This window comes from Pseudoduganella sp., assembly GCF_041914865.1.
GTDB lineage: Bacteria > Pseudomonadota > Gammaproteobacteria > Burkholderiales > Burkholderiaceae_D > Rugamonas.
Genome location: NZ_JAYSCO010000095.1, coordinates 1 through 12,848, shown reverse-complemented (window position 1 = coordinate 12,848; position 12,848 = coordinate 1). Strand labels below are relative to the sequence as shown.

Here is a 12,848-nt window from a genome sequence, read left to right as displayed (position 1 = left end):
GCGGCCTCCGGCCGGGCGAAGTACCACAGGAAGAAGGCCAGGCTGGCCGCGCCCACTGCCAGCAGCAGCGCCGCAGCCAGGTAAGCCTTGCTCGGCCGCCAGCCTTGCATCAGGGCGTAGGCGTGTTGTAGACCGACACCGCCCAGCCCATGCGCTCGTGCCCGAACTGGTTCCAGATCGGGTTCTTGCCGCCGCTGAAGCTGGTGTAGCGCGGCGCCCCGCTGCCGGTGGTGCCGCCGAACAGGCCGGCGCTCACGGTGGAACCGTTATAGGTCGGGTGCGTATCGTCGGACTGGATGTAGTCGTAGCTGCTGCCGGCCGAGACGAATTTGGCATTGGCGTCGCGGATGGTCGGGCGCAGCGTGTTGACGATGCGGTTGACGTAGCTGGCCTGGCTCTCGCCGTCGACATAGCGCAGCGCCTCGGCGTCGACCACGCCGTCGCCGTTGCTGTCGTAGTCCGCGCCCATGTACTGGGCGAAGTTGTCGGCGCACTTGAAGCCCTTCTGGCGCGCCAGGTCGCACATCATATGGTTGATGCGCGCCAGCGACGGCAGGAACTTCTGCTGCATGTTCACCGTGGCCCCGGTGTTCGGGTCCTTGCAGCTGCTTTGCGTGTTGTCGGCCGTGTAACCCGGATAGTGCAGGTTCGAGATGACCTTCACCTTGACGCCGGCGTAGGCATTGGCGTTGATGTAGTCCATGGCCGCCGCCACGTAGGTGCGGCAGCTGTTCTCGGCCGCGGTCAGCACGGCGTCGTTGCAGGTGCCGCTCTGGCTCTTGAAGCTGGAACGGGCCTGCAGGCCGTCGTTGCCGCACATTTCGAAGGTGACCACGCGTGTGTTGCTGGCCTGCATGTACGAGCGCTCCGCGACAATCTTGTTCTCGTACACGTCGGACGCGATGGCGCCCGATTTGGTGCGCCGCACGCTTTCAATGTCGGCATTCCACTGCGCCGACAGGTATTCGGCATCGACCGTCGGCGCCGAGTACTTGGCGGCGCTGGTGACGGAGCCGTTATAGCCGGCATAGATCGAATCGCCGTAGGCCACGATCCGGTACTTGGTGGTGGTGCCGGGCCGGTCGATGGTCCAGGATACGTTTTGGGTCAAGGTGTTTGCCATGGCCGGTGCGCCAAAGGCGAACAAGGCGACGGCGGCCATCAGGGTACTGCGCAAGCGAGTGTGCATTCGTGTCTCCGATTCTTGTGAGGGATTTTCGAAAGTACTAATCACCGAGCCAACAAGGCATCATAGCCGCGCCCGGCCGTACCACGGCACATTGGCTCGCCAGGACATGCATTTGGCCGCTGGCGCCACTGCCCACTGTCGCATTGCCGCCACGAATGGCGCCGCATGCGGCATAATGCGGCATGCTGAAACTCACCTTCCTGGGCACCTCATCCGGCGTCCCGACCATACGGCGCAACGTCACCGCGCTGGCCGTGCACACCTCGCTCAACCGCGACTGGTGGCTGGTCGATTGCGGCGAAGCCACCCAGCACCAGCTGCAGCGCATCGCGCTCACCGTGCACGACCTGGTCGGCATTTGCATCACCCACATCCACGGCGACCACTGCTACGGCCTGCCCGGGCTGCTGGCCAGCGCCTCCATGACCGGCCGCAAGCAGCCGCTGATCCTGGTGGCGCCGGCCGCGGTCAAAGCCTGGCTCGATGCGACGCTACTGCATACCGAGTTGTTCCTGACCTTCGACATCATCCACGTCGACGTTGCCGCCGGCAGCCAGGTGCACCGCCAGGACGGATTGCTGATCGAGCGCTTCCCGCTGTCGCACCGCGTGCCGAGCTACGCCTTCCGTTTCACCTTCGAGCAGACGCGCTGGAAGGTCGACCACGACGCCCTGCGCGCGCGCGGCGTGCCGCCCGGCCCGGCCTGGGGCCGGCTGCAGCACGGGCAGGATGTGCAGCTGGACGATGGCAGCGTGCTGGCGGCCGCCGACTTCCGCACCCTGCACCGCGAGCGCGCGGTGGCGGTGATCGGCGGCGACAACGATGCGCCGCAGCTGCTGGCCGCCGCCTGCCAGGGCGCCGACGTGCTGGTGCACGAAGCTACCTATACGGAAGCGACGTTGCAGAAAGTCGGCCCCGGCCCGCAGCACAGCTCCGCCCAGCGCGTGGCGCAGTTTGCCGCCGCCGCCGGCGTGCCGACCCTGGTGCTGACCCATTTCAGCCCGCGCTACGACAACCGCGAAGGCATGGCCGAGCTGGAAGCCGAGGCGCGCCGGCATTTCAGCGGTAAACTGCTGCTTGCCAAGGATCTGGAAACCTATGACATCTGATATGCCCGCCATTACCGAATTCCGCCGCCAGGCGCCGGCCCCCGAGTACGACCACCCGCGCGCGGAGCGCCGCCTGTCCGGCAACCCGCAGCGCACCACCTGGAACCACTTCACCAATGCCAGCGGCGAAGTGCACGCCGGCGTCTGGGCCTGCGAAAAAGGCAGCTGGCGCATTGCCTTCGCTCCCAACAAGGACGAATATTTCTATGTGCTGGAAGGGCGCTGCCGGGTGATCGACGAAAGCGGCGACGCCGCCGAAGCCGGCCCCGGCGACGCGCTGGTGATCCCGGCCGGCTTCCGGGGCGTGTTCGAAGTCGTTGAACCAGTCCGCAAACACTATGTGATCGTGGAGCGCAGCCATGTGCACCAACTACAAGACCACCAGCCGTGACCTGGTGCGCGCGATGATGGATGTCGAGGTGCCGGACGACTGGACCTGGCCGATCGATATCTACCGCGACTACACCGCCCCGGTGGTGCGCCACGGCGCCGACGGCCGGCGCGAAGCCCTGCTGGCCACCTTTGGCATGGTGCCCAAGGCGCGCATCCCGGCCGGCAGCAAGGACTTCGCCACCATGAACGCCCGCTTCGAGTCCGTCGGCGAACGCCATTCCTACAAGTTCGCCTGGCGCCGCAGCCAGCTTTGCCTGGTGCCGATGACCTCTTTCGACGAGCCGTGCTACGAAAGCGGCGAGGCGGTCTGGTGGGGCATCGGCATGGCCGACCAGTCGCCCTTCGCCGTGGCCGGGCTGTGGAACGAATGGCAGACGGCCGACGGCCCGCGCCACTCGTTTACCCAGCTTACCGTGAACGCCGACGAACACCCGCTGATGCGCCGCTTCCACAAGCCGGCCGAGGAAAAGCGCAGCATCGTCATCGTGCCGGAGGCGGAATGGGACAACTGGCTGGGCTGCCGCAACCCGGAAATCGCGCGTTCCTTCATGACCCTGTTCCCGGCCGAGCGCATGACCTCGTGGGCCGCGCCGCGCCCCAAAAAGGCCAGGGGCGGCACGCCGGCGCCCACCCAGGCCAGCCTGTTCTAGGCCGCCGCGCGCCGGCTTGCGCGCCCATGCATTGCGCACCTCCCCATGACTTTTTGCTATCATCGGCGCTTTTCCAGGAGGAGCACAACAATGAAAGCAGCCGTCAACAGCCTCGCCCTTGCCATCGGCCTGGCCGCCCTGCCGCTGGCTGGCAACGCGGAAGTCATCCCGCTCAAGCTGGCGCCCGGCCTGTGGGAAGAGACCCAGGTCACCATGATCAACGGCCAGAACGTGGGCGAGGCCATGCGCGCCGCGCGCGAGAAGATGATGGCGCGCCTGACGCCCGAGCAGCGCAAGGCGATGCAGGAGCAGATGGGCCAGCGCATGGGCGGCGGCCCGGTGCAGGTTTGCCTTACGGCGGCGCAGGTTGCCAAAGGCATCGACACCGAGGACATCAAGCGCAAGATGGAGGATTCGGCGCGCGGCTGCAAACTGGACATCATCTCCGCCAGCAGCGCCGGCGCCAAATTCAAGGCGGCCTGCATCGGCCCGCAAGGCAACGGCTACCAGGGCAGCGGCGAATACACCGTGGCCAGCCCGAAGGAATGGCGCTTCAAGATGGTGGGCGACGGCAAGGTGAGCGGCCCGAATGGCAGCCCCGCCGCCGGCGACTTCCATGCCACGCAGGAAGTGACTGCGCGCTGGAAAAGCAGCGACTGCGGCGGCGTAGCGCCGCGCCAGGAAGGCTGAGCGGCGGCTAGATCACGTCGCCTTCGATGCGCAGGGCATTGCCGGCGTCCTGCGCCGCCTCGCCCTGCCCATCCCACTCGTTCAGCAGCTGCGTCACCAGCTGCAGGATATTGCTGGCCCGGTCGCGCTTGGCCACCAGGTCCTGCAGCTGCTCGACGATGGCGCGGATGCGCGCCAGGCCCTGCTGGCTGATCGGCTGCACAATGGCGCTGCTTGACAGGTAGGCCGTGATCATGGCGTCGATCTTGGCGTAGTCGGACTGGATGTTCCCCAGCTGGACGTTGATGAAACGCGTTTCGTCCTTGTCGGCGTACGCGGTGCGCGCCACCAGCGCGTTCTTGGCCACTTTCAAGCCGTCCTGCTTGGCCAGCAGGCCAATCAGGTACAGGCTGCCCGGCGAGGTCGGCATCGGCGGCGTGGCCGCGCCCAGGGTTTTGGTATTGGCTGCGGTACTGAGGAACAGGTTGCTCATGGTTTTTCCTTTGCTTTGCTTGCCGCCGAGGCCTGCGCCGCGGCTTCGGCCTCGCTATCGTTCTTGATCGCCGTGCGCACATCCTTCAGGTAGCTGAAATAGAACTTGGCGTGTTCCTTGCGCGAAGCCGGTTCCGCCAGCTCCAGCAGCGTCACCGCCGCCTCGTTCAGTTTCGCCCCCTGGTACAGCACCGCGCTGCGCGTGTCGCGCAGCTCCTGCTCCTGCGCCAGCTCGCGCGCACGCTTTTCCTCGATGCGTGCCAGCAGCTTGCCCGACTCCTCACGCACCGCGTCGTAGGACTGCAGGCGCTCCTTCTGGCCCGCCACGTTCCAGGCTGCCGACGCGCGGTAGGCCTCAGCCTCGTAGCGCATGGCCAGCGACTCCAGCTGGTCGCGCTGCGCCTTGGACGATGCGGCAATGGCGTCGCGCTGCTTCTGGAAGGTGGCAGCGCTCTGGCTGACCGACTGGATCAGCAGACCGATTTCCTTGGTGTTCGCGCGCGCCTCCTCCATCTGCGGCTGCAGCGCGGAGCATGCGGACAGGGCCAGCGCCATGCCGGCCAGCGCGGTCATTTTGTATGGATTCACTCTTGCCACCTCACTTCACACGCGCCGCAATGACCGGCAGGCTGAGCGCCTGGGCCAGGGCGGCAATATCTTCCGGCTTGATGCCGCCCGCATGCAGCGCCACGATCTGCACCATGGCCGCTTTCACGGCAGCTTCGGTCTGCAGCAGGGCCGCTTCCGATTCGTCCAGCGCTGCCAGCTCGAGCTGGTCCAGCAGCAGGTAGTCGCCCTGCTCCGTCGGCACCCGGCCCGCCGTCCAGGCGGCGGAGAAGGACAGCAGCGCCTTGGCCGCGTGCATGCTGCAGGCGTTGGCCGTCCCGCTGTTCAGGGCCACGTACAAAGGCTTGCCGGTGCAGGCCGGTTTGGCCGCCGCCAGGCTGGCGCGCGCATCGAGCAGGAAGCCCAGTTCATCGAGCAGGTAGTCGCGCTGCTTCCTCAGGATGCGTTCGCTTTCGGCGGCGCGCTCGATGCGCTTCTGCGCCGCCGCTGCCTGCTGGCGCGCCAGTTCCGCTTCCATCAGGATGCCCGCCGTCGGCGGCGCCGGCTTGCCGCTGGCCCGGTTCACCAGCTGTGCCACCAGCAGCACCCGGTGCTGCGCCTGGCTCGATTCGCCCTTGCCCTGGCCCTGGCCGGACAAGGCGGCGATGTAGCCATCGAGCAGCTCCTTCTTCTCGTTCAGGGCCGCCAGGCGCCCGGCCTCGGCCAGGCGCGACAGCACCGGATTCGCCTTGACCGACGCGACTTTGGCCTGCACCTTCTCCAGCCCTTCCAGCGCCTGCGCCAGGTCGGCCGCCAGCTGGGCCGCAGCGCCCGGCGTGGCCGCCTGCTTGTCCGCCGCAGCCAGCGCCGCCTTGTACTGTGCGCGCCGGTTGCTGACCTCCGTCGCGATGGACTCGCGCGCCTGCGCAATCTCGGCCAGCTCCTTGCGCTTGGCCGCCAGCAGCCCGCTGTCGCCGGCCGACAGGCCGGAAATGCATTGCGTCGCCTTGAGCGCTGCCGCGCACAAGTCGTCATATGAACGCACCATCGCAGACAGCCCAGGGTCGGCCGCCAGATGCGGCGGCAGCACACTGGGCTGGCGCGCGCAGGAAAATTCGGGCGCGTCCTGGATGGCGGACGTCATGATGGCCAGCTGGCTGCGGCGCTGCTGCACGTTGGCCGCGCTGGACTCGAGGTTGGCCCGCGCCACGCTGAGCGCACCGCATTCGGCCCCCAGCTTGACCTCCGCGGAACCGGCGATCTCCCTGATGCGCTGCTCCGCCAGCGATTCGAGCGAGCCCCAGGTACTGGACACGCTGGCGCCATCCACCATCAAGGCCAGGCTGGCGTCGCGCAGCGCCAGCTGCGAACGTTTGACCAGGGCCTGGCGCTCGGCCTGGTTCTTGACCAGCGCCGCACGTTCGGCTTCCAGCGCCTTGCCGATGCCCGCATCGGCAAATGCCTTGCTGGCGCCCTGCGCCATCCTGTCGTTGCCCGCGTTGTGCAGCGTGCCGCAGCCGGCCAGCCCGGCCAGCGCAAGGAGGACGACCATCCTGTGAAGCCTGCAACCCATGTAACTCCTCCGGCAATCGGAAAATTCCGAGCCATGATTTTGCACCGCTTTCCGCCCGTGTTGTCATCCTAAGTATAAAAATAGAAAACAGTATCCATTAAACAACAGTAACCGGCTGGCGCCCGCCCGCCGGCAGTGCTAGACCTGGTCCCAAATGTATGCAACAATTTCCTTTAGGCAAGTTCAATGTAACTTTGCGCAACATTAGCCACCAAGGAAACCCATGAAGAAATTCGCCGCCGCCGCTCTCGCCCTGCCACTCCTCGCACACGCCCAAAGCCCCATCCCGACTGATCCGAAGAGCGCCGTGGCCTGCTACCAGGGCATCGCCGCCACCAGCAGCAAAGCCGATGTGCTGGCGGCGCTCAGCTGCCTGAAGGACAATCCGTTTGCCGGCGAGGCGACCCTGGCGGACTTCGCAAAAGTGCCGCAGCCGGTGCCGGACGAGGACACCAGGGCCGCGCTGGCGGATGTGGCGGCGCAGAAGGCGCAGCGCCTGTACCTCGCCATCCGCAGCCGCGGCTCGGACCGCGTGCTGGTAGTCGACAAGGCATGGCTGGGCGGCGAGCGCCCGGCGCCGGTACTCGACCTGACCCCGCTGCGCATCAGCTTTACCCACACCTCCTCCATTTTCGGCAAGGAGAAGCGCGTGCCCTTGCAGGAGGTGGCCGGCTTTTCCTACCAGGAGGCGCGCACCCGCGGCATTGGCCGCTTCGTGACCAGCCTGCGCGACAAGACCCAGGTCACGGACGACAGCTACCAGGGCCACTACCCGCTGAAGACCATCGACCGCAACGACGACTCGAAATGGGCGGCAGTCCTCGCCCTGGGCGGCACCAGTTACCAGGTGTCGCCGGTCAGCAAGAACACCGGCGACCGCGTCTCCTTCAAGCAGGAAGACATGAACGCGACCCAGGTCACTTTCGTCAGCGAAAACGATGCCAAGCAGTTCATCGCATTATTTGACCAAAAGCAGAAAGAAGAACAGGCGGCCCGCGACAAGAAGGCGGAAGCCCAGCGGGCCGAGGCCCAGCTCGCGATGCAGAAGAAGGCGCAAGCCCTGGCCGAAATGGCGAAAGTGGCGCGCGGTTCGGAAGACTCCTGCAAACGCACCGACCTGGGCCGCTCCATCCTGACCTACGATCCTGAATCGGTCGAGATCAACTGCCAGTTCGGCGGCGTGGTCGAGCTGAGCGGCCTGAAATCGGCAGGCTGGCTGGTCGTCAACAAGACCAAGGACAAGGACGGGGTCGTTACGGAATACTACATCCGCAAGGCCCGCTGACCCGTGCGGCGGCGCGGGCCGTGGCGGGCCCGCGTGTTATCTCCTTTCTGAATGGCCGATATCGATATATGCAATTGGCTTTATATCTTGACCCGGTCCATACTGGATCCAGTACTTCAGCAAAGGAAACATCATGCCGACCATCCGCACCGCCGTCCGTCCGCAGGCCCTGCTTGCCGCCCTCGTGCAATTCCTGCAAGACATCCATCGCCCGCGCGTGGCGCGCGCCACCGCCGGCGCCGCCCATGAGCTGAGCCTGCTGCAGCTGTATCGCCTGAGCCGGGGCCGCGAGTCGATCGCGCCCGGCGTCAACCGCATGCTGGCGCGGCGTTTCGAGCGCTAAGCCGGGCACCAATGGTGCGGCCCCGATCCGGGGCTGTTGCTACCATGGCAGCACACCATATGCAGGGAGGCGCCATGGAACGATTCCTCCTCGTCTACCGCGCGGCCCCCGAAGGCGCGGCAGGCGCCCAACATGACCCGCAGCGCTGGGCCGCCTGGTTCGACGCGCTGGGCGCCCATCTTCTCGAGCGCGGCAGCCGGGGCCAGGGCAGCGTCGCCATCGATACCCGCCTGGCCGGGCCCAAATCCTCCGCCAGTGCCCTGGCCGGCTATTCGGTGCTGGGCGCCAGCGACTTCAACGAAGCAGTCCGGCTTGCCCAGCAATGCCCGATCTTCGACGAGCACGGCTCGCTCGAAATCGCCCACCTGGCCCCCTGAGCAGCCTCAGCCCGTGTGCAGCGCGCAGCTGCGGCAGGCGTCGTCGGACCCGCCATGGCACACCACGGGCTGCAGGCTGAGCGCCGGCGCGTCGAGATAGTCGCTGATGCAGTCCATCGCTTCCCGCCCCAGCTGCTCGAGCCGCCGCATATCGTTGGCCTTCTCCATTGCCGCTGCCTGGCCACCGTGCGCGAGCAGCGCCTGCGCCAGGCGGTGCATTTCCGCGTGCTTTTCTTCAATCAGCGACCTTCGGTAAGTGTCGCCCGGCGCGCCGGCATTCGCCGCCAGCCACTGCGCGATGCGGCAGCTGCGCGCCTCCATGCCAGGGGGCGCGCCGACGCCCTCGCGCAGGTGCTGCAGCAAGCGCGCGACCCAGGCGCGGTGCTCCACGCCCGCCACCAGCAGCTGGATACCTTCGCGCTGGATGGGCGCGCAGCGCAGCAGCGCGGCCGGCATGTTCCACGCGCCCTTCCACGCGGGCACGTCCTGCGCCGGCATCGGGCGCGCAATCCCGTATCCCTGCGCCATGGAGCAACCGAGCTGGATCAGCATGCGCGCATGGGCGAAACTCTCCACGCCTTCGGCTATGGTCTCGCGCTTGAAGGCTTCGGCCATGCCGATCACGCCTTCCAGGATCGCCAAGTCCTCCGGATCGACCAGCATGTTGCGCACAAAACTCTGGTCGATCTTGATACGTTCGGCCGGCAGCTGTTTCAGGTAGAGCAGCGAGGAGAAACCGGTGCCAAAATCGTCCAGCGCGAAGGCCACGCCGAGTCCGGCGCATTCGACGATCGTGCGCGAGACATGATGGATGTCCTCCAGCGCCGATGTCTCCAGGACTTCCAGCTTGATGCGGTCGGGCTTGACGCGCGGGTGCGCCTCCAGCAGCGCACGCAGGCGCTCCAGGAAGTCCTTGCGCTGCAGCTGGGCGCCGCTCATGTTGATGCTGACAGGGAGGTCGAGCCCGCCATCCAGCCAGCGCTCGTGCTGCGCAATCGCCTGGCCCAGGACCCAGTCCTCTACCTCAAGCGCCAGCGGCCTGCCCTCCATCAGCGGCAGGAAGGCGGACGGCAGCAGCAAGCCGCGCGCCGGATGGCGCCAGCGTATCAGCGCCTCAACCGAGTTGAGTTCCCCCGTCCGCAAGTTGATGATGGGCTGGTAGTACAGCACGAATTCGCCGCGCCGCAAGGCCTGTTCCAGCTCTTCCAGGGCGTCATTGCGGCCCTGGCCTGCCTGTGGCGCATTGAGGGTCTCGAAGAGCACGAAGCGGTTCTTGCCTTGATTCTTGGCCGCATACATCGCCTGGTCAGCCTGCCGGATCAGCTGGTCCGGATCGATCTCCGCCTCTTGCGGATACATGGACAGGCCGAGGCTGCACGTCACCTGCAGCTGCATGCCGTGCACCGCCACGGGCAGCGCCACCGCTTCCATGATGCGCTTGATGAGCGGGATACAGTCGTCCATGCCGGCAACCTGGTCCAGCACGGCGAGGAATTCGTCGCCGCCCAGGCGGCAAATGGTGTCGCACTCGCGCACCGCATGCTTCAGGCGGCGCCCGACGGCGACCAGCAGTTCGTCGCCATACTCATGGCCGTGCACATCGTTGATGGACTTGAAACCGTCCAGGTCCAGGTACGCCACCGCCACGCGCGTGCGGTGGCGCCGCGCCTGCGCCATCGATTGCTCCAGCCGGGCCGACAGCAGGCGCCGGTTCGGCAGCCCGGTCAGCGGGTCGTAATGGGCTATGTGCTCAAGGTGCTGGGCTTGCAGGGTCTGGGTCGTGATGTCCGAGAAGATGCCGACAAAATGGCGCTGCTCCTTCTTGTCATCGCGCACCGCCGTGATGGTCAGGCGCTCCACATACATCTCGCCGGACTTGCGCCGGTTCCACACCTCGCCCTGCCAGAAGTCGTTCTGGCACAAGGACTCCCACATCGCCTTGTAGAACTCCCTGCCTTGCCGGCCCGAGCTCAGCATGCGCGGGTTCTTGCCGGTCGCTTCGGCCCGCGTATAGCCGGTAATCGCCTCGAAGGCGCGGTTCACGTCGATAATGGTGCCCTTTTCGTCGGTGATGATGATCCCTTCGCCGGCATGGGTGAAAACGCTCGCGGCAAAGCGCAGCCGTTCTTCGTTGGCCTTGAGCTCAGTGATATCGCGCAAGGTGCCGGAAGTTCCGACCACATTGTCCTGCGCATCGAGCGTCAGGCGCGCAAATACGTCCACCCATCGGTGCGAGCCGTCCCGGTGCAGGTAGCGGATCTGGTGCCGGCAGCAATCCTTGGCGCGCGCGACCAGGGGCGCGAACAGCTGCGCGTTCAGCTCGCGGTCGTCGGGAAACACATAGTCGAGGAAGGATTTGCCCAGGCTGTCCTCCACCGCATGCCCGCTCAGCTCGGCCCAGGCCGGATTGAGGAAGCTCCAGCGCCCGGCGGCATCGGTCTGGAACACGACATCCTTGAGATTATTCAGGACAGACTCGGCAACGATCGCCCGGTGGCTCGCGCCCATTACGCGCTGGGCATCGGGAGCGGCGCCGGCAGCCTGTGCCAGCATGAGATGAGAATCGGCATTCATGCGCTATTCCACAAATGAGTAAGGAACCCAAGACCTGTGTGGCGCCTGTGGTTTCGGGCACCGGTCGTTGGGAATAACACTCACCTGCGTTTTTTCGGCATGGCGACACCCCGCACTTCCTGCGGAATCGTGACATTATACTGCGGCGGCGAAACATTATGTTCCGAAATACAATCAAATTCCGCGCCTCTGGTCTGGCTCTCAGATGTGCAGCGCATGGCCCAAGGCGCGCAGCGCTGCCTCCTGGATCGCCTCGCCCAGGGTCGGGTGCGCGTGGATCGTGCCTGCCACATCTTCCAGCGTTGCGCCCATCTCGATCGACTGGGCAAAGGCGGCCGACAATTCCGATACCGCCTTGCCGACCGCCTGCCAGCCGACGATCAGGTGATTGTCGCTGCGCGCCACCACGCGCACAAAACCATCCTTCGCTTCCAGCGACATGGCGCGCCCGTTGGCCGAGAACGGGAACGAGGCGTCGATGCAGGCGACGCCCTGGGCGCGCGCCTGCTGCGGCGTGGCGCCGACCACCACCACCTCCGGATCGGTAAAGCACACCGCTGCAATGGCCGCCGGAGTGAAATGGCGGCGCTTGCCGCTGATGATCTCCGCCACCATCTCGCCTTGCGCCATGGCGCGGTGCGCCAGCATCGGCTCGCCGGTCACATCGCCGATGGCCCAGACGTTGCGCATGGAAGTGCGGCATTGGTCGTCGACCTTGATGAAATGGCCGTCCATGTCGATGCGCAGTTTTTCCAGCCCGAAGCCGCGCGTGCTCGGGCGCCGTCCCACCGCCACCAGCACCTGGTCCGCCGCCAAAGCCGTTTCCTCGCCGGCGCTGTCCTGGATGCGTACCGCACCGCCGCCCTGCTCCAGGCCGAGCACCTTGCAACCCAGGTGGGTCGCGATACCGAGGCCCTTGAGGGCAATGGCGACCGGGCGCGTCAAGTCCGTATCGTAGGCCGGCAGGATGCGCTCCTGCGCTTCCACCACATGCACCTGCGCCCCCAGCTTGGCATAGGCGATACCGAGTTCCAGCCCGATATAGCCGGCGCCGACCACCACCAGCCGGCCCGGCACGGTCCTCGGCGACAGCGCTTCGGTGGCACTGATCACCGGGCCGCCGAACGGCATGAACGGCAGCTCGGCCGCCTGCGAACCGGTGGCCAGCAGCAAATGCTCGCAGCCGATGCGCTGCGGCGTCTCGCCGTCACGCATCACTTCCACGGTCTTGCCGTCGACAATATTGGCCCAGCCCTTGATCACGCGCACCCCGCTCTTTTTCAGCAGGGCCGCCACGCCGCCGGTCAGGCGGCCGACGATGCCGTCTTTCCACAGCACGGTCTGGCCGATGTCGATGCGCGGCGCCTGTACCGAAATGCCGAGCGCGGAACCGCTGGCGAAATGGCTGGCTTTTTCAAATTCCTCGGCGGCGTGGATCAGTGCTTTCGAGGGGATGCAGCCGACGTTCAGGCACGTCCCGCCCAGTTCCGCCGCTTCCACCAGCGTGGTCGGAATGCCAAGCTGGCCGGCGCGGATGGCCGCGATATACCCGCCGGGACCGCCGCCGATCACCAGCAGCGTAGTGGTATGTTGGTTCATCAGATGTGCTCCGAGAAACCCCGTCCTTCAGGGCGGGGAGTGGAAGGAG

Annotated in this window: 13 protein-coding genes; 7 read left to right on the top strand and 6 right to left on the bottom strand. The window is 66.3% G+C overall.

All coding sequences use genetic code 11. The annotated features are described in order from the left end of the window. Positions 1–109: 109 nt before the first annotated feature. Entirely contained in the window at positions 110–1,189 is a 1,080-nt protein-coding gene (locus ACE3TQ_RS25965; protein ID WP_374586498.1) for an SGNH/GDSL hydrolase family protein, read from the bottom strand. Positions 1,190–1,371: 182 nt separating this feature from the next. Between ACE3TQ_RS25965 and ACE3TQ_RS25960 the strand changes: the two genes are divergently transcribed. The 4 genes from ACE3TQ_RS25960 to ACE3TQ_RS25945 all read left to right on the top strand — a co-directional run bounded on the left by ACE3TQ_RS25960 (position 1,372) and on the right by ACE3TQ_RS25945 (position 4,031). Beyond that, positions 1,372–2,298 (top strand): ribonuclease Z, encoded by a 927-nt coding sequence (locus ACE3TQ_RS25960; protein WP_374586495.1) that lies wholly within the window; start codon positions 1,372–1,374, stop codon positions 2,296–2,298. Position 2,299: 1 nt separating this feature from the next. Next, on the top strand, positions 2,300–2,689 hold the full coding sequence (locus ACE3TQ_RS25955; protein ID WP_374586500.1) for a cupin domain-containing protein: 390 nt from the start codon (positions 2,300–2,302) through the stop codon (positions 2,687–2,689). Further along, complete coding sequence (locus ACE3TQ_RS25950; protein ID WP_374586493.1) at positions 2,658–3,341, top strand: SOS response-associated peptidase; 684 nt, start codon at positions 2,658–2,660, stop codon at positions 3,339–3,341. Before ACE3TQ_RS25955 ends, ACE3TQ_RS25950 begins: the two co-directional genes overlap by 32 nt. 90 nt (positions 3,342–3,431) lie before the next feature. Continuing rightward, positions 3,432–4,031: a DUF3617 family protein gene (locus tag ACE3TQ_RS25945; protein ID WP_374586491.1), complete on the top strand. Its 600-nt coding sequence runs from the start codon at positions 3,432–3,434 to the stop codon at positions 4,029–4,031. Between the two features lie 7 nt (positions 4,032–4,038). On the opposite strand, the gene ACE3TQ_RS25940 is transcribed toward ACE3TQ_RS25945, so the two are convergent. Genes ACE3TQ_RS25940 through ACE3TQ_RS25930 form a run of 3 tightly spaced genes read right to left on the bottom strand, consistent with a single transcriptional unit; the run spans position 4,039 to position 6,600 of the window. After that, on the bottom strand, positions 4,039–4,503 hold the full coding sequence (locus ACE3TQ_RS25940) for a hypothetical protein (protein ID WP_374586489.1): 465 nt from the start codon (positions 4,501–4,503) through the stop codon (positions 4,039–4,041). Next, a complete protein-coding gene (locus tag ACE3TQ_RS25935) occupies positions 4,500–5,090 on the bottom strand; it encodes a hypothetical protein (protein WP_374586487.1) in 591 nt (196 codons plus the stop codon). Before ACE3TQ_RS25935 ends, ACE3TQ_RS25940 begins: the two co-directional genes overlap by 4 nt. 10 nt (positions 5,091–5,100) lie before the next feature. Beyond that, entirely contained in the window at positions 5,101–6,600 is a 1,500-nt protein-coding gene (locus ACE3TQ_RS25930) for a hypothetical protein (RefSeq protein ID WP_374586485.1), read from the bottom strand. Positions 6,601–6,844: 244 nt separating this feature from the next. Between ACE3TQ_RS25930 and ACE3TQ_RS25925 the strand changes: the two genes are divergently transcribed. The 3 genes from ACE3TQ_RS25925 (at position 6,845) to ACE3TQ_RS25915 (ending at position 8,626) form a co-directional block, all read left to right on the top strand. Beyond that, complete coding sequence (locus tag ACE3TQ_RS25925) at positions 6,845–7,906, top strand: hypothetical protein (protein WP_374586483.1); 1,062 nt, start codon at positions 6,845–6,847, stop codon at positions 7,904–7,906. Between the two features lie 133 nt (positions 7,907–8,039). Then, positions 8,040–8,249: a hypothetical protein gene (locus ACE3TQ_RS25920; protein ID WP_374586481.1), complete on the top strand. Its 210-nt coding sequence runs from the start codon at positions 8,040–8,042 to the stop codon at positions 8,247–8,249. Positions 8,250–8,323: 74 nt separating this feature from the next. Then, a complete protein-coding gene (locus ACE3TQ_RS25915; protein WP_374586479.1) occupies positions 8,324–8,626 on the top strand; it encodes a hypothetical protein in 303 nt (100 codons plus the stop codon). A 6-nt stretch (positions 8,627–8,632) separates the two neighbouring features. On the opposite strand, the gene ACE3TQ_RS25910 is transcribed toward ACE3TQ_RS25915, so the two are convergent. Continuing rightward, positions 8,633–11,200 carry an EAL domain-containing protein gene (locus ACE3TQ_RS25910; RefSeq protein WP_374586477.1) on the bottom strand — a complete coding sequence of 856 codons (2,568 nt, stop codon included), beginning with the start codon at positions 11,198–11,200 and terminating at the stop codon, positions 8,633–8,635. A gap of 201 nt (positions 11,201–11,401) precedes the next feature. Continuing rightward, positions 11,402–12,799, bottom strand: a complete 1,398-nt coding sequence (gene lpdA, locus ACE3TQ_RS25905; RefSeq protein ID WP_374586475.1) for a dihydrolipoyl dehydrogenase — start codon at positions 12,797–12,799, stop codon at positions 11,402–11,404. Positions 12,800–12,848: the final 49 nt, after the last annotated feature.